Genomic DNA, 19,605 nt, shown 5'->3' with positions numbered 1-19,605 from the left:
GGAATCTCTTCCCTTGGGCAACAAAAAACCCTCGCCGACCGTAAGGTCGCACGAGGGTTCGCGCGTCGACGCAGCGGAAAGTCTTCCCTAAGCGTCGACGCGCTTGGGAAGTACGAGGCCGGTCAGCGGTGTCACGGCGATGACGCTAGACCGAACGCCATGCGGGTGTCAACTCTGCGGGATGGAGAGTCCGCATGGTGGACGCCTGCGCGGCGCACGTCACGCGCGCGCCACCCGGGTTCGGGCCGGGTGTGCGCGCGGTGCACCATTTCCGTGTGGCCGAAAAACAGCAGGACGAAGGCCGGAAGGCCGTCTTCCGCGTCCCCCGCACGTCCTTCATGGCGATCGCCCTCCTGACGATCTGCGTGACGCCGATCGCGCTCGGGGAGATCCCGTACCTGCAGTGGCTCTACATCTTCCCGATCGCGCTGGCGGTGTTCGTGGTCCGCCACCGCACGATCGCGACGCGCTCGGGACTGGCGGTCCGCACGATGTTCGGCCACCGCGACATCCCGTGGTCGGCGTTGAAGGGGCTCGCGATCACGAAGAAGTCGCGGGTGCAGGCGGTGCTGCACGACGACACGAAGGTGCCGCTGCCGACCGTGCGGACCCGGCACCTGCCGGTGCTGTCGCTGGTGAGCGAGGGGCTGGTCGCCGACCCGAGCGGGGTGCTGGAGACCGGCGACATCAAGCCCGGGACGTCCGAGCCGTCGGCCAAGGAGTAGCCCGGTCCCACCCTCGGCGGACCGGCTTCGCCCGGCAGCGTAAATTGGTCCTACCAGTTTCGCCGGCCACCCTTTGACCTGGGAGTTCCCGTGCCGCCTCTCCGTTCCCGGACCACCACCCACGGCCGCAACGCGGCGGGCGCGCGCTCGCTCTGGCGCGCCACCGGCATGACCGACAGCGACTTCGGCAAGCCGATCGTGGCGATCGCCAACTCCTACACCCAGTTCGTGCCCGGCCACGTGCACTTGAAGGACCTCGGCGAGATCGTCGCGGGCGCGGTCAAGGAAGCCGGCGGCGTCGCGCGCGAGTTCCACACCATCGCCGTCGACGACGGCATCGCCATGGGCCACTCCGGCATGCTCTACTCGCTGCCCTCGCGCGAGATCATCGCCGACTCGGTGGAGTACATGGTCAACGCGCACCAGGCCGACGCCCTGGTGTGCATCTCCAACTGCGACAAGATCACCCCGGGCATGCTGAACGCCGCGATGCGGCTGAACATCCCGGTGGTGTTCGTCTCCGGCGGCCCGATGGAGGCCGGCAAGGCCGTCGTCGTGGGCGGCGTCGCGCAGGCCCCGACCGACCTGATCACCGCGATCGCGGCGTCGGCGAGCACCGAGGTCGACGACGACGGGCTCGACATCGTCGAGCGCTCGGCCTGTCCGACCTGCGGCTCGTGCTCCGGCATGTTCACCGCGAACTCGATGAACTGCCTGACCGAAGCGCTGGGCCTTTCGCTGCCGGGCAACGGCTCGACGCTGGCGACGCACGCCGCGCGCCGCGCGCTGTTCGAGGAGGCCGGCCGGACCGTCGTCGAGCTGTGCCGCCGCTGGTACGAGGAGGACGACGCCTCGGTCCTGCCGCGCTCGATCGCGTCGAAGGCGGCGTTCGAGAACGCGATGGCGCTGGACATGGCCATGGGCGGTTCGACGAACACGGTGCTGCACATCCTCGCGGCCGCCCAGGAGGGCGAGGTCGACTTCACGATCGCCGACATCGACGCGATCGGCCGCCGCGTGCCGTGCCTGTCGAAGGTGGCGCCGAACTCCGACTACCACATGGAAGACGTCCACCGGGCGGGCGGCATCCCGGCCATCCTCGGCGAGCTGTACCGCGGCGGGCTGCTCAACACCGACGTGTGGTCGGTCCACTCACGCGATCTGGACTCGTGGCTCGGCTCCTGGGACATCCGCGCTGCTTCCCCTTCGTCCACGGCGGTCGAGCTCTTCCACGCGGCGCCGGGCGGGGTCCGCACGACGCAGGCGTTCTCGACTTCGAACCGCTGGTCGTCGTTGGACACGGACGCGGCAGGCGGCTGCATCCGCGACGTCGAGCACGCGTACACGAAGGACGGCGGCCTGGCGATCCTGCGCGGCAACCTCGCGGAGAACGGCGCGGTGATCAAGGCGGCGGGCATCGACGAGGACCTGTGGCACTTCGAGGGCCCGGCGCGGGTGCTGGAGAGCCAGGAGGAAGCGGTGTCGGCGATCTTGAAGAAGGAGATCCAGCCGGGCGAGGTCCTGGTGATCCGCTACGAGGGCCCGGCGGGCGGCCCCGGCATGCAGGAGATGCTGCACCCGACGGCGTTCCTCAAGGGCTCGGGCCTGGGCAAGAAGTGCGCCCTGATCACGGACGGCCGGTTTTCCGGCGGGTCCTCGGGCATTTCGGTGGGCCACATCTCCCCCGAGGCGGCGGCGGGCGGCCTGATCGGCCTGGTGGAGAACGGCGACCGCATCCTGCTGGACATCCACGAGCGCCGGCTCGATCTGCTGGTCGACGATTCGGTGCTGGCGGAGCGCCGGGCGAAGATGGAGGCGTCCGAGCGGCCGTGGCAGCCGAAGGACCGCCAGCGCCCGGTGACGGCGGCTTTGCGCGCATACGCCCGGATGGCGACGTCGGCGGACACGGGCGCGGTCCGCGACGTGAACAAGTAGTCCCGGATCGAACCAGAGAAGGCCGTCCCGCTGCGCCGGGGCGGCCTTCCGGCGTTCAGGGGTTCGGCGCGACGGCCACCCTCTGGTTCCACGACGGCCGCGCCCCGGTTCCACGACGGCCGTCCCCTGGTTCGGGGCCGCCCTTTTTCGGGCATTCCAGGCCCCCGCCGCTTGGGGGACCCCCGGATTCAACGTTACTCGCGACCACCGACAATTCCGGACCCGCGAACCGCAGTTGTCCACAGACCCGCTCCGAGCCGCCGAGTTGTCCCCAACCCCGAGCCGGCCCCCGGCTCGCTACCGTGTCAAAACAATGACCACGACGGCCGCGGCGGCCGCCAGCAGCAGCGAGACCAGCCCCAACGGCAACGGCCGCTTCCGCCAAGGCGTGTTCCGCTCCAGCGAAATCGGCCCGGACCCGGTGAACAGCAGGCTCAACGCCGAGGCCGCCAGCAGCAGCTCGAACTCGAACCCCTGCCCCGAACCCTCGAAGAACCCGCCGTGGAACTTCGCGTACACGGCATTGGCCGCCACCCCGAGCAACCCGGCCGCGGCCAGCGGCGTGAACAGCCCGACGATCACCAGCACGCCACCCCCGACCTCGGTGATGCCCGTGATCCACGACAGCAGCGTCGTCTGCTTGTGGTAGCCGTACGTCTCCAGCACCCGCGCGAACCCGCCGATGCCCGGCCCGCCGAACAGGCCGAACAGGTGCTGCAGGCCGTGCGCGCCCATGGTCACGCCGAGCGCCAGCCGCAGGATCAGCAGGCCGAGGCCGAGCCCGCCCTGGCGCGGGGTGTCGTCCGCCCGATCGTCCTCGACGCCCGACAGGAGGCTGGTGGGCTGCTGCGAAACGTCGTCTCCACTGCTCACCCGCGCAGGTTAGGGGATCGCCGCGGGCCTGGCGAGCTCAGTATTCGCCGTGCACCAGGTTGTCCGGCAGGTCCCCGCCGGCGTACCGGGCGATCTCGGCCGCGGCGACGGCGTACGAACGACCACGAACCCCGCGCACGGCCCCGCCGACGTGCGGCGTCAGCAGCAGCCCCGGCGCCGTCCACAGCGGGTGCCCGGCGGGCGGCGGCTCGGGATCGGTGACGTCGAGCGCGGCCCGCAGCCGGCCCGTGGTCAATTCGGCGACCAGGGCGTCGGTGACCACGACGGCGCCGCGCGAGACGTTGACCAGCACCGCGCCGTCGCGCATCCGAGCCAGGAACTCCGCGTCGGCCATGCCGCGCGTGCGGGAGGTCAGCGGCACCATCAGCACCACGACGTCGTGCAGCTCGAGCAGTGAGGGCAGCTCGCGCACGCCGTGCACGCCCTCCCGCGCGGTCATCCCGACCATCGTGCAGCGCGCGTCGAACGGCTCGAGCCGGCGCCGCAGGTGCTGTCCGAGATCGCCGGCGCCGATGACGAGCACGCGCTTGCCCTGCAGCGTGTCCGCCGATTGCCGCTCCCACCGGCCTTCGCGCTGCGCCGCGGCGAAGACGTCCAGCTTCCGGTAGATCGACAGCAGTGCGGCGACGACCCACTCGGCCGTGCTCCCGCCGTGCGCACCCCGGCAGGTGGAGAGCAGGACGCCGTCGGGCACCTTGCCGACCCAGTCCTCGGCGCCGGCGGACAGCAGCTGGATCAGCTTCAGGTTCGGCAGCGTGCGCCACAGCTGCTCCCCCGGCGGGTGCTTGCCGGGGATGAGCACCTGCGCCTTCGCGGCCTCGGGCGGCACCGGTTCGCCCCACTGGTAGCGCACGGGCAGGACCCGCGGGACCTCGGCGAGCACGGTCATGCCCTCGTCGTCGGGCACCAGCACGGTCAGCGTCATGATCTCCAACGTAATCGAGGAGTACTCACCCATGGTTCACGCACCGGCCCTTAGGCTGGGGGATCATGCGCACCCGCTACCGCTCGGCCCTGCTGGCGATCTTGGCTTGCGGCGTCCTGCTGCCCGCCGGGTGCGCGCGGTTCGACGACACCGCGGCGGGCCAGACGTTCAGCCCCGCGCCCGTGCCGAGCCCGGAGTCGCCGCCCGAGGTCCAGGGGCCCGGCGCGGACTCCGGGAGCGACCCCAAGCAGGCGCGGCCCGGCCAGTCGGCCGCGCCGGTGCCGCCGCCGCAGGGCTGCAAGGACTTCGACCCGTCGGTGATCGCGACGTGCCTGGACACCGTCGCCGCGGTGGCCGGCCTGCCGGGTGACGGCTCCACGCCCAGCGCGCTGGCCGGAGAGCGCAAGAGCGGCCGCGTCGTGCTGGCGACGAGCGGCAAGGACGCGACGGACTTCGCGAAGCTCGAGGTCCAGGCGGCCGGCGACGGCGGCCTGACCGGGCTCGCGCTGTCGCCGTCGTACGTCGAAGACCAGCTGGTGTTCGCATACATCACGACCGCGACCGACAACCGCGTCGTGCGGTTCGCCAAGGGCCAGTCGCCGAAGCCGGTGCTCACCGGCATCCCGAAGGGCGCGTCCGGCAACCGCGGCACGGTCGGCACCGACAACCGGGGCGCGCTGCTGGTCGCGACCGGCGACGCGGGCAACCCGGCCGCCGCGGCCGACCCGAACACCCTCGCCGGGAAGCTGCTGCGGATCGACACTTCCGGCAAGGCCGCGGCGGGCAACCCGAACGGCTCGCTCGTGGTGGCGGCCGGCCTGCACGCGCCGGGCGGGGTGTGCGCCTCGGCCGACGGGGGCCGCGTCTGGGTCACCGACCGCCTCGCCGACAAGGACGCCCTCTACCGGATCCAGGCCGGCCAGCCGCTGGCGACGCCGGCGTGGACGTGGCCGGACAAACCGGGTGTGGCGGGCTGCGCCGACTTCGTCGACGCCAACGGCTCGCTCTCGGTCGGCACCGCACTGGCCGGCAACCTGCAGAACCTGCCGGTCAGCCCGGACGGAGCGATCAGCGGCAAGCCGACCGTCAGCCTCGACGGCAAGACCGGCAAGCCACCGCTGACGTACGGGCGGCTGGCCGGCATGAGCATGATCAACCCGCAGCTGGCGGTGGCGGGCACGGTCAACAAGGACGGCGGCACCCCGGTCTCCAGCGACGACCGCGTCGTCCTGATCACCCCGGCCACCTCCGGCGGCGGCAACGGCAAGGACTGACCAGCGGGTTTTCGCCGGTCGCCGACTATCGACCACAGCCTGCTCCGCGCAAGCGCAGCGCATGGACTGACCAGCAAGTTTCACCAGTCGCCGACTATCGACCACAGCCTGCTCCGCGCAAGCGCAGCGCATGGACTGACCAGCAAGTTTCACCAGTCGCCGACTATCGACCACAGCGTGAGCCGCGCCGCGTGGCTCCAGGACCAGCCGCGCGCGGCCACCGCCCGACCGGTCCCCGCGCCGCCACGGCCGGTGCCGAACCGTCCTCGTCCGCCGACCGTCAGCTCAACGGCTTCAGCTCCACCCGCCGCCCTTCGGCCGACGACGTCAGCCCGGCCTCCGCCACCTGCAGACCGCGGGCGGCCGAGAAGAAGTCGTACCGGTGTTGCCGTCCGGCGACCACGTCCCGCACGAACTCCTCCCACTGCGCCTTGAAGCCGTTGTCGAACTCGGCGTTGTCCGGCACCTCCTGCCACTGGTCGCGGAAGGGCTCGGTCGCCGGCAGGTCCGGGTTCCAGACGGGCTTCGGCGTCGCCGAGCGGTGCTGGACACGGCAGCGCCGCAGCCCGGCGACCGCACTGCCCTCGGTGCCGTCGACCTGGAACTCGACCAGCTCGTCGCGGAAAACCCGCGTCGACCACGACGAGTTGATCTGCGCGATGGCCCCCGACTCCAGTTCGAAGATGCCGTACGCGGCGTCGTCCGCCGTCGCCGCATACGCCTCGCCCTGCTCGTCCCAGCGGCGCGGGATGTGCGTCACCGCCTTCGCCGTCACCGCCGAGACGCGACCGAAGAGGTTCTCGAGCACGTAGTTCCAGTGGCAGAACATGTCGAGGACGATCCCGCCGCCGTCCTCGGCGCGGTAGTTCCAGCTGGGGCGCTGCGCCTCCTGCCAGTCGCCCTCGAACACCCAGTAGCCGAACTCGCCGCGCACCGACAGGATCCGCCCGAAGAACCCGCCGTCGATCAGCCGCCGCAGCTTGAGCAGCCCGGGCAGGAACAGCTTGTCGTGCACGACGCCGTGGCAGATCCCGGCGTCCCGCGCGAGCCCGGCCAGCTCCAGCGCCGCCGGCAGCGTCTCGGCGAGGGGCTTTTCGGCGTAGATGTGCTTGCCGGCGGCGATGGCTTCCCGCACCGACGGCTCGCGCGCCGACGTCAGCTGCGCGTCGAAGTAGATCTCGACGTCCTGAAGCGCCGAGCCGGGGTCGGTGGTCCACGCCGTCAGGCCGTGACGGTCGGCGAGGTCCTTGAGCTTCGCGGCACTGCGCCCGGCGAGGATCGGCTCGAGCTGCACGCGGCTGCCGTCCGGGAGGGCGACGCCACCCTGTTCGCGGATCGCCAGGACCGACCGGAGCAGGTGCTGCCGGTAGCCCATCCGGCCCGTCACCCCGTTGAGGAGCACTCCGATGCTGGACTGGTTCATCTCTGCAAGCCTTCCTGGTCGAGCGGGATGTCGTATTCGGCCCGGCGGCCGCACATGCCGTAGCCGTCCGGGTTCGACGGCGTCGCGACCCGCAGGCCGGACCGGTCGAGGTGGCTCCCGTCGCCGTCGGCGAGCGCCTTGAGGTGCGCCCCGGTCAGTTCGGCGGCCCGCAGTGCCGCGGCCTGCCAGCGCGGTACCCACTCTGCGACCTTCGGCGCGACGAGCGCGACGGCCGCCCGGTGGAATGCCCGCAGCGGTTCCGGATCGCCGTCTCGCAGGGCGTCCCGCAGCGGCAGGTACCCACGAACGGCCAGGTCACGCCGCTGCCGAGCGGCGTCGTCAGTTTTCGGCAACGCCGCGGCCTCGGTGTAGGCAGCCGCGTCGGCGAGCACCTCGGGCGGAAAGGTGAAGACGGCGTCCCCGGCTTCCGGCAGCCCGCTGTTCTGCATCAGGACCGTGACGCGCAGGCCGTCGTCCTGCACCATCCGGTGCACGGTGCCGGGCGCGAACCACGCGATGACCCCGGCCGCCAGAGGCGTCTCCGCGTAGCCGCCGGCGCTCAGGGTCTGGACGGCGCCCCGGCCCCCGGTGACGACGTAGGCCTCGGTGCAGGCGAGGTGGAGGTGCGGGCTGCCGCCGCAGACCCCGTCCTCGGCGACCCAGTTGTAGGCACGCAGGTGCGAGACGCCGATGCCACCCGGTAGCGGAAAATCGTTCATGACCACCCGTGCCCGTCGAGGTAGCGGGTCACCCGGTCGCGGTCCCAGGCCCCGTCGGCGACGACGATCCGGTACCGGTAGGTGAAGCTTTCGCCCGGCGGCAGCTCGAATTCGTCGAAAAACGCCCACGAGAAGGCGACCATGGGCGCCTCCTCGGCCCGCACGAACCAGTGCGACTCGTGGATCGCCTTGTCGTTCTCGGGCGCATGGGCGAAGACCAGCGTCGAATGCGCGTCGACGTCGTCGTGCTCGCCCACGAATGCGAGCCACGGCGCCTGCGCGCCCATCATCGCCTCGCCCTCGAGGTCGCCGGGGCCCAGGACCTGGCCGCCACCGAAGTCCCGGGGCCCCCGCCAGTGCAGGCCGGTGTACCCGGCCCGCTCGCGGCCGGCGGTGGTCGGGCTGCCGAACACGAGCGGGGTGTCGCGGAGGTTGGTCAGCTCGATCCCCCAGTCGAGCGCCCAGGCGCCTTCGTCCGGCTCGACCGAGTGAACGATGATGTCGCGCCGCTCCCGCGCCCACTCGTCCCCGCCGTTGGCGACCCAGGTGAGGTCCTCGGCGAAGCTCAGCCGGTCGCGTCCGACGGTGAAGCCGGCGAATCCGTCGTGCCGTATGGAACCGATGCGGTCGGGCAGCTCCTGGTACCAGTCGCCGGGGACGTAGGTATGGCCGCCCCAGAAGTTCTGCCCGGACAGGTGGCTCGACGTCATCTGCAGGCCCTTGTGCCACCGGTGGTCGGCGGGCCGGTACCCGCTGACGTGCCGGCCGCCCAGGGTGCGCAGCGGGTGGGCGTAGGGCTTGCGCGACTCGAAGGCCACCGGGTCGGGCTTGTACACGTAGGACATCAGCTCGACGCCGCCCGCTTCGACGGAAACACGCTCGCCGTGCCGGTGGGTCACCGTGATCGTCGCACTCATCCGCGGGCTCCTGCCTCGGCACCGGCCATCGAGCGGTAGAAGGCATCACCCGGCCCGATCTCCCCGCGGCGCACCCCGAGCCCGGTGGACGCGGACTTGTACAGCGCGGCGACGAACTCCAGCACCTGCCGCCCGTCATCCCCGCTGCACGGCGGCCGCCGCCCGGCCCGGTAGGCGGCGAGGATCGGCGTGAACGCGGCGGCGTGCGAGCTGCCGACGTCGTCGGCCGGGGTGTGCCAGCGTTCGACGGCATCCCCGGCGACGTGCGGCGCCGGGGTGTAGCGCCAATCCTTGACGCCATACCCGTAGAGGTGGGTGAGCTCCGCGGTGGCGAGCTCGCAGTCGATCCGGATCCGGCTCACCTCGTCCGGCGAGAGGACGCTGTTGACCACGGTCGCGAGCGCGCCCGACTCGAACCGGACCAGCGCGGTGGAGACGTCCTCGGTCTCGACGTCGTGCACCAGCCGAGCGGTCATCGCACGCACCTCGGCCCAGTCGCCGAGCAGGTGGAGCAGCAGATCCATCTGGTGGATGCCGTGGCCCATGGCCGGCCCGCCGCCCTCGGTCTCCCAGCGCCCCCGCCACGGCACCGCGTAATAGGCGGCATCGCGGTACCAGGTGGTCTGGCAGTGCGCGACGAGCGGGCGCCCCAGCTCCCCGCCCGCGAGCAGGTCCCGGAAGTGCGCGGCGGCCGAGCCGGACCGCTGCTGGTAGACGAAGGCGGCGTACGGGCCGCCGTCCCGTTCGGCAATGGTCATCTCGTCGTACTCGGCGAGCGACCGGCACGGCGGCTTCTCGCACCAGACCCAGGCCCCGCTCTCGAGCGCCCTCTTCGTCTGCTCGACGTGCAGGCTCGGCGGCGTGCAGATCGAGACGAGGTCCGGTTCCTGCTCGGCGAGCAGGGTGCCCAGGTCGCGGTAGGGCTTGGCGTGCTCGGTCCCGGCGCAGAAGGCGGCCACCCGTGCCTCGTCGACGTCGGCGGCGGCCACGATGTCGACGTCTTCGTGGTGGACCTCGAAGGCGGTCCGGTGGCTCTCCGCGATGGCCCCGGTTCCGATGACGGCCACCCGTAAGCGCTTTCCCTCAGCCAACCCGGGTCTCCCTCCACGGCCTCCGGCGCCCCAGCAGCGCCGATCCGCGCCGCTCGCCACCCACGGGACGGCGATCTCCGCGGCCGGGCTGCGCGTCTCCGACCGTTCCAGAAAGCGCTTTCTCATGCAACGGGCGGCCGCGATGGCAACGTTGTCAACGACCGCGATCCACCGGTCGGACGACTCGCACAGCCGGTCGGAAATTCTCCAGCGGTAGGACTCTTGCCGAAGTAGGCCGAGCGACGCTGAAGTACCTCGCGTCCAAGCGGTTCGCGGGGCGCCCGCGAAGATCAGCCACTCTTGCTGCGGGTCTTCCGCGGCTGGCGGCTCTCGGCTCGCATCGCCCGCATGTCCAGGAAAGCGGCGACACCGGACACCAGCGCCGCGAACAGCCCGAGGAACCGGCCCAGGCCGGGTCCGATGGCGACCCCGGCGGCCTCGAAGATGCCGCGCTGGTCGGCGTCGAACTCCCAGTCCAGGGTGAACCAGCCCAGCACCATCAGCAGCAGCGACGCCGCGGCGACCACCAGCCACAGCTGCGGCAGGCCGCTGACCCGCAGGGTCCGGATTCGCCCGAAAGCAACCACGACCAGCCCGGCCAGCAGCAACGGCAGCGGCGGGCACCAGGAGAAGAAGCTCGAGTGCCAGGCGTCGCGGACGACGTCACCGTGGGGCAGCTGCGCGAGGATGCTCTCGATATCGGGCCTGGTGGCGGTCAGCGTGGTCCACGGCAGGAACGTCGAGCCAAGCGCGAGCAGCCCGGCCGCCAGGCCGAGCCACTCGCGCCAGGTGACGCTCTTGACGAATCCCGGTCGTGTCATGAAACCGGTCAGGAACCGACGCGCTCGATGATCAGCTCACGGACCCGCTTGGCGTCGGCCTGCCCCTTGGTCGCCTTCATGACCGCGCCGACGATGGCGCCCGCCGCGGCGACCTTCCCGCCGCGGATCTTTTCCGCGACGTCCGGCTGCGCCGCCAGGGCCTCGTCGATCGCCGCGAGCAGCGCCGAGTCGTCCGAGACGACCTTCAGCCCGCGCTTCTCGACGACTTCCCGCGGCTCACCCTCGCCGGCGAGCACGCCCTGGACGACTTCCTTCGCCAGCTTGTTCGTCAGCTCGCCGGACGTCACCAGCCCGATCACCTCGGCCACCTGAGCCGGCGTGATCGCCAGCTCGGCCAGCTCGACCTCGCGGGCGTTGGCCTCCTGGGCGAGAGTGTTGACCCACCAGCCACGGGCGTCATCGGGCGACGCGCCGGCCTCGACGGTGGCCGCGACGAGCTCGACGGCACCGACGTTCAGCAGGTCACGCAGGGCTTCGTCGGAAAGCGACCATTCCTGCTGGATCCGCTTCCGCCGTTCCGAAGGCATCTCGGGCAGCGTCCCGCGCAGCTCCTCGACCCATTCTCGCGACGGCGCGATCGGGACCAGGTCGGGCTCCGGGAAGTACCGGTAGTCCTCGGCGGTCTCCTTCGTCCGGCCCGGCGACGTGGTGCCGTCGGCCTCCTGGAAGTGCCGCGTCTCCTGCTTGATCGAACCGCCCTCGGCGAGGATGGCCGCCTGCCGCGTCATCTCGAAGCGGACGGCGCGCTCGACGCTGCGCAGCGAGTTGACGTTCTTCGTCTCGGTCCGGGTCCCGAACTCGGTCGCGTCCTTCGCCATCAGCGAGACGTTCGCGTCACACCGCAGCGAGCCCTGGTCCATCCGGACATCGGACACGTCGAGCGCGCGAAGCAGGTCCCGCAGCGCGCTCACGTACGCCCGCGCGACCTCGGGGGCCCGCTCTCCGGTGCCCTCGATCGGCTTCGTCACGATTTCGATCAGCGGCACACCGGCCCGGTTGTAGTCGAGCAGCGAGTGCTCGGCGCCGTGGATCCGCCCGGTGGCACCGCCGACGTGCAGCGACTTGCCGGTGTCCTCCTCCATGTGCGCGCGCTCGATCTCCACGCGCACGACCTCGCCGTCGTCGAGCGTGACGTCGAGGTAGCCGTTGAAGGCGATCGGCTCGTCGTACTGCGAGGTCTGGAAGTTCTTCGGCATGTCCGGGTAGAAGTAGTTCTTCCGCGCGAACCGGCACCACTCCGCGATCTCGCAGTTCAACGCGAGACCGATCCGGATGGCCCCCTCGACGGCCTTGCCGTTGACCGCCGGCAGCGCCCCGGGCAGGCCCAGGCAGGTCGGGCAGACCTTCGTGTTCGGCTCGCCGCCGAACTCGTTCGGGCAGCCGCAGAACATCTTCGTGTTCGTGTTCAGCTCGACGTGCACCTCGAGCCCGAGCACGGGGTTGAACCGCTCGACGACGTCGGCGTAGTCCATCAACTCGGCCACGGCAGTCACTTCGTTCCTCCCAGCTCCGGGACCTTGTGGATGAGCGCCCCGCCGGCGGCGGCGTCGCGGGCGGCCTCGTAGGCGGCGCCGACCCGGTAGAGCCGGTCGTCGGCGAGCGCCGGGGCCATGATCTGCAGCCCGACCGGCAGGCCGTCCTCGTCGGAGAGCCCGCTCGGCACGCTCATGGCGGCGTTGCCGGCGAGGTTCGACGGGATCGTGCACAGGTCGGCGAGGTACATGGCCATCGGGTCGTCGACGCGCTCGCCGATCTTGAACGCCGTGGTCGGCGTCGTGGGCGAAACGAGGACATCGACCTGCTCGAAGGCGGCGTCGAAGTCACGCGTGATGAGCGTGCGCACCTTCTGCGCCGAGCCGTAGTAGGCGTCGTAGTAGCCGGACGACAACGCGTAGGTGCCCAGCATGATCCGCCGCTTGACCTCGGCGCCGAAGCCCTTCTCCCGCGTCAGCGACATGACCTCTTCGGCGCTGTGCGTGCCGTCGTCGGCGACGCGCAGGCCGTAGCGCATGGCGTCGAACCGCGCGAGGTTCGACGAGCACTCGCTGGGCGCGATCAGGTAGTACGCGGGCAGCGCGTAGACGAAATTCGGACAAGACACTTCGACGACGTCCGCGCCGAGCGCCCGCAACTGCTCGACCGCGGCCTGGAACGACCGCAGCACGCCCGGCTGGTAGCCGTCGCCGCCGAACTCCTTCACGACACCGACCTTGACGCCCTTCAGGTCACCGGTCATGCCCTGCCGGGCGGCGGCGACCACCGGCGGCACCGGCGTGTCGATGGAGGTCGAGTCCCGCGGGTCGTACCCGGCGATGACCTCGTGCAGCAGGGCGGCGTCGAGCACCGTCCGCGCGCAGGGCCCGGCCTGGTCGAGCGAGGACGAAAAAGCGACAAGGCCGTACCGCGAGACGCCACCGTAGGTTGGCTTGACCCCGACGGTGCCGGTGACGGACCCGGGCTGCCGGATCGACCCACCGGTGTCGGTGCCGATGGCGATGGCGGCCTCGAACGCCGCGATCGACGCCGACGAGCCACCGCCCGACCCGCCCGGGATGCGGGCGTGGTCCCACGGGTTGTGCGTCGGGCCGTACGCGGAGTTCTCGGTCGACGAACCCATGGCGAACTCGTCCATGTTCGTCTTGCCGAGGATGACCACACCGGCCTCGCGCAGCTTGCGCGTCACCGTCGCGTCGTACGGCGGCAGCCAGCCTTCGAGCGTTTTCGAACCACAGGTCGTCGGCACGCCCTCGGTCGTCAGGACGTCCTTGAGCGCGAGCGGCACGCCGGCCAGCGGCGATGCGGGCGCCTTGCCGTCGGCGAGACCTTCGTCGACGGCCTTGGCCGCGGCCAGCGCGCCCTCGGTGTCGACGTGCAGGAACGCGTGGATGTGGTCGTCGACCTCGGCGATCCGGTCCAGGTGGGCCTGCGTGACCTCGACCGCCGACACCTCGCGCGAGTGGATCTTGCCCGCCAGCTCCGCGGCGGTCAGCTTGATGAGCTCGGTCACTGCTCTTCCCCCAGAATCCGCGGCACCCGGAAACGGCCATCTTCGGCGGCCGGCGCACCGGCCAGCGCCTGCTGCTGCGAGAGCCCGGGGACGACGACGTCCTGTCGGAAGACGTTCGTCAGCGGCACGGCGTGCGACGTGGGCGGCACGTCGGCGGCGGCGACCTCGCTCACCTTGGCCACCGAGTCCAGGATCTGGTCGAGCTGGCCGGCGAAGACGTCGATTTCGTCGTCGGTCACGGCCAGCCTGGCCAGCTTCGCGAGGTGCGCGACCTCGTCTCGGGAAATGTTGGGCACGCGGGTGACTCCCGGGTTGTGCTGTGCGGGTTGTCTCGGAAGCTGCAAGTCTATGGTGGCGGCGCGGGCGGACTCGACTGGGTTACGCCCGGCGCAAGCCGGCTGCCGTCCGGCGACGCTCACATCCCGCCCGGCGGACAGCAGGTCCCGCGAGCCGGGTGCGTCTGTCACAATCGGCGACCGGCATCGAGCGTCCCACGGCAAGGCTGGGACGCCAGAGGTGAGAGGGGCGCGTGGTGTCGTTCCTGATCCGGGTCCTCCTTCCGGACAGCCCGGGGACCCTCGGCGCGGTCGCCACGGCGCTCGGCACGGTAGGCGCCGACATCCTCAGCGTGGACGTCGTCGAACGCGGCAGCGGAGTCGCCGTCGACGACCTGGTGGTCGAGCTCCCGTCGGGTCGTCTGCCCGACGCGCTGATCACGGCGGCGGAGAGCGTCGAGGGCGTCGAAGTCGATGCGGTCCGGCCCTACGCGGGCGTCCTGGACACGCATCGCGAGCTCGAGCTCGTCGAAGAGATCGCCGCGCAGCCGAAATCCGGCCTCGACATCCTCGCCGAGGGCGTTCCCCGCATCGTGCGCGCCGGCTGGGCGATGATCGTCGAACATTCGGAGACCGGCGCGGTCCGGCTGGCGTCGTCCAGCGCGGCCCCCGAGACCCCGATCACCGACCTGCCGTGGCTGCCGCTGGAACGCGCGACGGTCCTCGACAGCGAGGAGGCCTGGATCCCGGAGACATGGAAGGAGCTCGGCACCGAGCTCGCAGCGACCCCGCTCGGCAAGCCGGGCAAGGCGCTGCTCGTCGCCCGCCCGGGCGGGCCGAACTTCCGCGCCGCCGAAGTCGCCCGGCTCGCCCACCTCGCCGGCATCGTCGCGGTCGTCCTCGACGGCTAGCGAGAAGCCCGTCACGTCGCCGAAAGGGACGAGCCCGCGTGGGCTCGTCCCTTTCTCGACAACGCCCAGGTCAGAAGTCGATCTGATAGGCGATCAGGGAGATGTGCGGGAACGGCCGCCAGTCCCGCTCGGCCAGGCGCGTGAACCCGAGGCGTTCGTAGAGCCGATGCGCGCTGTGCATCCGGTCGACGCTGCTGAGCACCACTCTGCGGAGGCCCAGTGAGCGAGCGCGGTCGAACACCGCCTTGATCAAGGCTTCGCCGACACCGCGGCCACGCGCCGACGGCGCCACCGCCAGCATCCGGAACTCCAGCTCGCCCGGACGCGAGACCTCGGCGTAATCGGACCCCGGATGCACGACGGTCACGGTCCCGACCACCTCCCCCGCCCCGTCCACAGCGACGAGGACCTCGGCCTTCTCGACCCGCCGTGCGACGTCACGCAGCATCGCGTCGTAGCCGACGTCGTCGGCCAAGTGGCCATCGGCCTCGTACGCCCGCACCGTGACCTCGCCCGCCGCGGCGTACTCATCGGGCCGCGGCGGCCTGATCTCGACGTCACCCATCCGTTCCCCCGCTCTCTTCTTCGGCGGTCTTGTCGCCGCCCGGCAGCGCCACCTCCCGCGCCGCGTCGGGGCCCTGCTCGAGCAAGACGCGGAAGCCAGCCTCGTCGAGCACCGGCACCTTGAGCTGAATGGCCTTGTCGTATTTCGAACCAGGCGAGTCCCCGACGACAACGAAGGCGGTCTTCTTCGAGACCGACCCGGCGGCCTTGCCACCGCGGGCCATGACGACTTCCTTGGCCTCGTCTCGCGAGAAGCCGTCGAGCGAGCCTGTCACCACGATCGACAGCCCCTCGAGGTGGCGCGGGATCGACTGGTCGCGCTCCTCCTCCATCCGCACGCCGGCGCGTCGCCACTTTTCGACGATCTCCCGGTGCCAGGCGACGTCGAACCACTCCTGCGTCGCGTGGGCGATGGTCGGGCCGACGCCGTCGACTGCCGAAAGTTCCTCCTCGGTGGCCTGCTCGATCCGTTCGATCGAGCCGAACTCACGGGCCAGGGCCTGCGCCGCGGTCGGCCCGACGTGCCGGATCGACAGGGCGACCAGCACCTTCCACAACGGCCGGTCCTTGGCCGCGTCGAGGTTGGCGAGCAGCTTCCGCGCGTTCGCCGACAACTCCCCTGCCTTGGTCCGGAACAGTTCGACCTCGGCGAGGCTGTCCTCGTTCAGGTCGAAGACGTCGCCCTCATCGGCGACCACCCGGGCCTCTAGCAGCGCGACCGCCGCCTCGTACCCGAGGACCTCGATGTCGAAGGCGCCGCGCCCGGCCAGGTGGAACAGGCGTTCCCGCAGCTGCGCGGGACAGAACCGGGTGTTCGGGCACCGAATGTCCTTGTCGCCTTCCTTCTGGTAGGCGAGCTCCGTGCCGCATTCCGGGCAATGAGTGGGCATGACGAACTCGCGCTCGTCGCCGGTGCGCGCGTCCACGACCGGCCCGAGGACCTCGGGAATGACGTCGCCGGCCTTCCGGATGACGATCCGGTCGCCGATGAGCACGCCCTTGCGCTTGACCTCTTCCTGGTTGTGGAGGGTGGCCCTGGCCACGGTCGACCCCGCGACAGTGACCGGCTCGGTGACCGCGAACGGGGTGACCCGCCCGGTGCGCCCGACGCCGACCTGGATGTCCAGGAGCGTGGTGATCGCCTCTTCCGGGGGGTACTTGTACGCGATCGCCCACCGCGGGGCGCGCGACGTCGTGCCCAGCCGCCGCTGCAGCGCCACCTGGTCGACCTTGATGACCACGCCGTCGATCTCGTGCTCGGCGTCGTGCCGGTGCTCACCCCAGTAGGCGATGTGCGCGGTGAGCTCGTCAGCCGAAGTCAGGACCTTGCTGTGCGGCGACACCGGGAGCCCCCACGCGGCCAGCGCGTCGTACGCCTCCGACTGACGCTGGGGCTCGAAGCCCGCGCGTTTGCCGAGGCCGTGGCAGATCAGCCGCAGCCGGCGCTCGCGGGTGATCTTGGGGTCCTTCTGACGCAGCGAGCCGGCCGCGGTGTTGCGCGGGTTCGCGTATGGCGGCTTGCCGGCTTCGACCATCTTCGCGTTCAGCTCGAGGAAGTCCTCGACGCGGAAGTAGACCTCGCCGCGCACCTCGACCAGGGCGGGCACCGGGAACTGCTCGGTGCCGGTCAGCGTCGGCGGCACTTGGTCGAGTGTGCGGACGTTGAGCGTGACGTCCTCACCGGTCCGGCCGTCGCCCCGCGTGAGCGCCCGGGTCAGGTGGCCGTTTTCGTACAGGAGGTTGATCGCCAGGCCGTCGATCTTCAGCTCGGCGAGGAATTCTGTGCGCCCGACCTCCTTCTCGACGCGTTCGACCCAGGCCAGGAACTCGTCCTCGGCGAACACATTGTCCAGGCTGAGCATGCGTTCGAGGTGGTCGTGCGCGGTGAACTCGGTCGAGAACGTGCCACCGACCCGCTGGGTCGGCGACTCGGGCGTGACAAGCGCGGGGTGGGCCTCCTCGAGCCGCTGGAGTTCGCCCAGCAGCTCGTCGAACTGCCCGTCGGAGATGATCGGCGAGTCCAGGACGTAGTAGCGGAACTGGTGGTCGCCCAGTTCCTCGGCGAGGGCGCTGTGCCGTTCGCGGACGTCGGCCGGGACGTCGGCGACGTCCTCCGCGGCCACCGGGGCGTCGACCGCCGCAACCTGGTCCTGGGGAAGTTCGGTGCTGCTCACGGGTGGTAACCCTAGCTGGAGGTACCGACATTTTCGTCCGGTCCGCCGCCCAGTCCGCGGACCAGTTCACGGAGCTCCAGAAGGGTGATGGACCCGGCCGGCTCGGCCTCCGCGGTCTCGACGCGCCGTAACCGTTCGGCGGCGAGCCGTTCACCCAATGTCGCATCGAGCGGGAGGAACGTCATGGTCCGCCGGGTGGCGTCGTCGAGATCGCCGAAGCGCGGGTGGAAGACGGCGACATCGACCACGTGCTCCTCGTCGTCCACCTGGGCGACGACCCGGACATCGGCCAGTGCGATCCGGTGCTCGCCGAGGTTCACCGTGACCTCGGTCGGATCGGGCACCGGCGGGACCGAATCGTGGTACTCCCAGATCGCGTCGTCCGGCGGCGCGGCCGCGCGCCACGCGTCGGTGAACGGCCGCACTTCGGGATCTTCCTGGCCGGTCACGACCAGGGCGTAGATCGCCTGGCGACCGCGCTCGAGTGAGAAGTGCAGCCGCGGGTGCAGCGCCTCGACCAGCTGGCAGAGCTCGTACTCGACCCGGTGCGGCTCGCCCTCGCCCAGCGCCGCGCTGACCACGGGAAGCAGCTCGAACCAGCCGTGCCAGAACGCCTCCGCGGCGGCCGCCGGATCGTCCGGCACGGGCTGCTCGGGCCACGCGGTGCGCGGGTCGGGCGGATCGGCGGCGGCGCTCTTGCGGCGGAACAGACGCATGGTCAGGGGTGATCCTCGTTCGGTCGGCTACCCGACACGCTACTTGCCGGCCGGAGCGGACGTCGGCGAGTTGCCGGATTCCGTCACCAGCCTTCCGGCGGCTCCACGAAAGCTTTGCCGAGGTCCCGCGTCAGCGCCAGGGCCCGCCGCATCCACTCCGGTGTCGCACCGGCGAGGCCGCAGGCGGGTGTCGGTACCGCCCGTTCGGCGAGGACGCTGCGGTTGAAGCCGAGCCGGTCGGCCAGCCGGAACGCCGGCTCTCCGACATCCTTCAGGCTCAGCGGAGACGCCGGCGAGGTCGCCGGAACCGCGCCCATGAACAGCGTCGCTCCGCCGTCCCACACCTCGCCGATCTCGTCGAGGAACGCGGCAGACGCCCCATCGAGTGCGGCGAGGTCGAAAGCCAAGGCGTCCGCACCGGCCTCGCGCAGCAACCCCAGAGGCGGTTTGGCGGCGCAGCAATGCAGGATCACCGGGCGACCGGTGATCCGTCGCGCGCCCTCGATCACGGTGGTGAGCAGCTGACGGGCCTCAGGCTCCGGCACCGCGGGGACGGTCCCGTAGCCGGACGGCGTCGACAGGCCGCCGGCCAGCACCGCGGGCAACGACGGTTCGTCGAACTGGACCACCACCGGCGCGTCGGTCCTGGCCTGCACTTCCGCGACGTGTTCGGCCAGACCGTCCAACAGGGACGCCGTGAAGTCTCGCAAGGCCCCGCGATCGGTGAGCACCCGGTGACCGCGGGCCAGTTCGATCCCGGCGCCGAGCGTCCACGGCCCGGCCAGCTGAACCTTGAAGACCGGCGGGGTGACCCCGGACTTCTCCCGCGCCTCCTGCACGGCGTCGAGATCCCAGCGAAGCAGATCGAGGGCCCGGCGATGCTCGTGCCCAGGCCGTGACGCGACGCGGTAGCCGCTCGGCACGACCTCGACGGCCAGGTCGACGAGCAGTGCGGCGGTCCGGCCGAGCATGTCCGCCCCGACGCCGCGGGCCGGCAGCTCGGGCAGGTGCGGAAAGTCGGGCAGCTCGCCGAACACGACCGCCGCCGCTTCGGCGGGATCTTCGCCCGGCATCGATCCGATCGCCGTTGCGGCTCCGCTGGGCCAGATTCGCTCACTCACGACCACCGATTCTGGTCGACCCCTCGATACCGGTACCGGCCGGGGCGTCAAGATGCGGACATTCACCGCATTTCCGTTCGGTGACACCATGA

At 71.1% G+C, this 19,605-nt stretch carries 18 protein-coding genes; 4 read left to right on the top strand and 14 right to left on the bottom strand.

The features are described from left to right. Positions 1-275 precede the first annotated feature (275 nt). Together AB0F52_RS12795 and ilvD are read left to right on the top strand one after the other, a co-directional pair. Positions 276-725 carry a PH domain-containing protein gene (locus AB0F52_RS12795; protein WP_360168778.1) on the top strand — a complete coding sequence of 150 codons (450 nt, stop codon included), beginning with the start codon at positions 276-278 and terminating at the stop codon, positions 723-725. A gap of 90 nt (positions 726-815) precedes the next feature. Beyond that, positions 816-2,660: a dihydroxy-acid dehydratase gene (ilvD, locus tag AB0F52_RS12790; protein WP_360168775.1), complete on the top strand. Its 1,845-nt coding sequence runs from the start codon at positions 816-818 to the stop codon at positions 2,658-2,660. Between the two features lie 297 nt (positions 2,661-2,957). Here ilvD and AB0F52_RS12785 read toward each other — a convergent pair whose 3' ends face one another. Both AB0F52_RS12785 and AB0F52_RS12780 read right to left on the bottom strand, forming a co-directional pair. Next, the gene (locus tag AB0F52_RS12785; protein ID WP_360168772.1) at positions 2,958-3,533 is read right to left on the bottom strand and encodes a DoxX family membrane protein; all 576 of its coding nucleotides are present in this window, start codon (positions 3,531-3,533) and stop codon (positions 2,958-2,960) included. Positions 3,534-3,570: 37 nt separating this feature from the next. After that, on the bottom strand, positions 3,571-4,479 hold the full coding sequence (locus tag AB0F52_RS12780) for a 2-hydroxyacid dehydrogenase (RefSeq protein WP_360168769.1): 909 nt from the start codon (positions 4,477-4,479) through the stop codon (positions 3,571-3,573). Between the two features lie 65 nt (positions 4,480-4,544). Here AB0F52_RS12780 and AB0F52_RS12775 point away from each other — a divergent pair, with 65 nt between their 5' ends. Continuing rightward, positions 4,545-5,753, top strand: a complete 1,209-nt coding sequence (locus tag AB0F52_RS12775) for a PQQ-dependent sugar dehydrogenase (RefSeq protein WP_360168766.1) — start codon at positions 4,545-4,547, stop codon at positions 5,751-5,753. 280 nt (positions 5,754-6,033) lie between these two features. Here the strand turns inward: AB0F52_RS12775 and AB0F52_RS12770 are convergent, their stop codons facing one another. The 8 genes from AB0F52_RS12770 to gatC all read right to left on the bottom strand — a co-directional run bounded on the left by AB0F52_RS12770 (position 6,034) and on the right by gatC (position 14,048). After that, positions 6,034-7,176, bottom strand: coding sequence for a Gfo/Idh/MocA family oxidoreductase (locus AB0F52_RS12770; RefSeq protein ID WP_360168763.1), 1,143 nt, complete (start codon positions 7,174-7,176; stop codon positions 6,034-6,036). Beyond that, a complete protein-coding gene (locus AB0F52_RS12765; RefSeq protein WP_360168760.1) occupies positions 7,173-7,895 on the bottom strand; it encodes a cupin in 723 nt (240 codons plus the stop codon). Before AB0F52_RS12765 ends, AB0F52_RS12770 begins: the two co-directional genes overlap by 4 nt. Beyond that, entirely contained in the window at positions 7,892-8,812 is a 921-nt protein-coding gene (locus AB0F52_RS12760; protein WP_360168757.1) for a PmoA family protein, read from the bottom strand. Before AB0F52_RS12760 ends, AB0F52_RS12765 begins: the two co-directional genes overlap by 4 nt. Then, positions 8,809-9,879, bottom strand: coding sequence for a Gfo/Idh/MocA family oxidoreductase (locus AB0F52_RS12755; protein ID WP_360168754.1), 1,071 nt, complete (start codon positions 9,877-9,879; stop codon positions 8,809-8,811). The genes AB0F52_RS12760 and AB0F52_RS12755 overlap by 4 nt, the downstream gene beginning before the upstream one ends. Before the next feature lie 314 nt (positions 9,880-10,193). Continuing rightward, a complete protein-coding gene (locus AB0F52_RS12750; RefSeq protein WP_360168751.1) occupies positions 10,194-10,724 on the bottom strand; it encodes a hypothetical protein in 531 nt (176 codons plus the stop codon). Between the two features lie 8 nt (positions 10,725-10,732). Beyond that, positions 10,733-12,238 carry an Asp-tRNA(Asn)/Glu-tRNA(Gln) amidotransferase subunit GatB gene (gene gatB / locus AB0F52_RS12745; RefSeq protein ID WP_360168748.1) on the bottom strand — a complete coding sequence of 502 codons (1,506 nt, stop codon included), beginning with the start codon at positions 12,236-12,238 and terminating at the stop codon, positions 10,733-10,735. Continuing rightward, positions 12,235-13,752: an Asp-tRNA(Asn)/Glu-tRNA(Gln) amidotransferase subunit GatA gene (gene gatA / locus AB0F52_RS12740; protein ID WP_013223570.1), complete on the bottom strand. Its 1,518-nt coding sequence runs from the start codon at positions 13,750-13,752 to the stop codon at positions 12,235-12,237. The genes gatB and gatA overlap by 4 nt, the downstream gene beginning before the upstream one ends. Further along, on the bottom strand, positions 13,749-14,048 hold the full coding sequence (gene gatC, locus AB0F52_RS12735) for an Asp-tRNA(Asn)/Glu-tRNA(Gln) amidotransferase subunit GatC (RefSeq protein ID WP_013223569.1): 300 nt from the start codon (positions 14,046-14,048) through the stop codon (positions 13,749-13,751). Before gatC ends, gatA begins: the two co-directional genes overlap by 4 nt. 236 nt (positions 14,049-14,284) lie before the next feature. Between gatC and AB0F52_RS12730 the strand changes: the two genes are divergently transcribed. After that, complete coding sequence (locus AB0F52_RS12730) at positions 14,285-14,938, top strand: amino acid-binding protein (protein ID WP_043781008.1); 654 nt, start codon at positions 14,285-14,287, stop codon at positions 14,936-14,938. Between the two features lie 70 nt (positions 14,939-15,008). On the opposite strand, the gene AB0F52_RS12725 is transcribed toward AB0F52_RS12730, so the two are convergent. From AB0F52_RS12725 to AB0F52_RS12710, 4 genes are all read right to left on the bottom strand, one after another. Further along, positions 15,009-15,503: a GNAT family N-acetyltransferase gene (locus tag AB0F52_RS12725; protein ID WP_360168743.1), complete on the bottom strand. Its 495-nt coding sequence runs from the start codon at positions 15,501-15,503 to the stop codon at positions 15,009-15,011. Further along, positions 15,496-17,676 carry an NAD-dependent DNA ligase LigA gene (ligA, locus tag AB0F52_RS12720; RefSeq protein WP_360168740.1) on the bottom strand — a complete coding sequence of 727 codons (2,181 nt, stop codon included), beginning with the start codon at positions 17,674-17,676 and terminating at the stop codon, positions 15,496-15,498. Before ligA ends, AB0F52_RS12725 begins: the two co-directional genes overlap by 8 nt. A gap of 11 nt (positions 17,677-17,687) precedes the next feature. Beyond that, positions 17,688-18,392 carry a hypothetical protein gene (locus AB0F52_RS12715; RefSeq protein WP_360168737.1) on the bottom strand — a complete coding sequence of 235 codons (705 nt, stop codon included), beginning with the start codon at positions 18,390-18,392 and terminating at the stop codon, positions 17,688-17,690. Positions 18,393-18,475: 83 nt separating this feature from the next. Next, on the bottom strand, positions 18,476-19,513 hold the full coding sequence (locus AB0F52_RS12710; RefSeq protein ID WP_360168734.1) for a methionine synthase: 1,038 nt from the start codon (positions 19,511-19,513) through the stop codon (positions 18,476-18,478). Positions 19,514-19,605 lie beyond the last annotated feature (92 nt).

The organism is Amycolatopsis sp. NPDC024027 (assembly GCF_040638975.1).
Taxonomy (GTDB): Bacteria; Actinomycetota; Actinomycetes; order Mycobacteriales; family Pseudonocardiaceae; genus Amycolatopsis.
The sequence above is the reverse complement of the archived record's forward strand: the minus strand, read 5'-3'. Positions and strand labels throughout refer to the sequence as shown.

Coding starts and splice junctions, on each gene's coding strand:
- AB0F52_RS12780 (WP_360168769.1), bottom strand. CDS start 4,479: ATGACGCTGACCGTGCTGGTGCCCGACGACGAGGGCATGACCGTGCTC.
- AB0F52_RS12775 (WP_360168766.1), top strand. CDS start 4,545: ATGCGCACCCGCTACCGCTCGGCCCTGCTGGCGATCTTGGCTTGCGGC.
- AB0F52_RS12770 (WP_360168763.1), bottom strand. CDS start 7,176: ATGAACCAGTCCAGCATCGGAGTGCTCCTCAACGGGGTGACGGGCCGG.
- AB0F52_RS12765 (WP_360168760.1), bottom strand. CDS start 7,895: ATGAACGATTTTCCGCTACCGGGTGGCATCGGCGTCTCGCACCTGCGT.
- AB0F52_RS12760 (WP_360168757.1), bottom strand. CDS start 8,812: ATGAGTGCGACGATCACGGTGACCCACCGGCACGGCGAGCGTGTTTCC.
- AB0F52_RS12750 (WP_360168751.1), bottom strand. CDS start 10,724: ATGACACGACCGGGATTCGTCAAGAGCGTCACCTGGCGCGAGTGGCTC.
- AB0F52_RS12725 (WP_360168743.1), bottom strand. CDS start 15,503: ATGGGTGACGTCGAGATCAGGCCGCCGCGGCCCGATGAGTACGCCGCG.
- AB0F52_RS12715 (WP_360168737.1), bottom strand. CDS start 18,392: ATGCGTCTGTTCCGCCGCAAGAGCGCCGCCGCCGATCCGCCCGACCCG.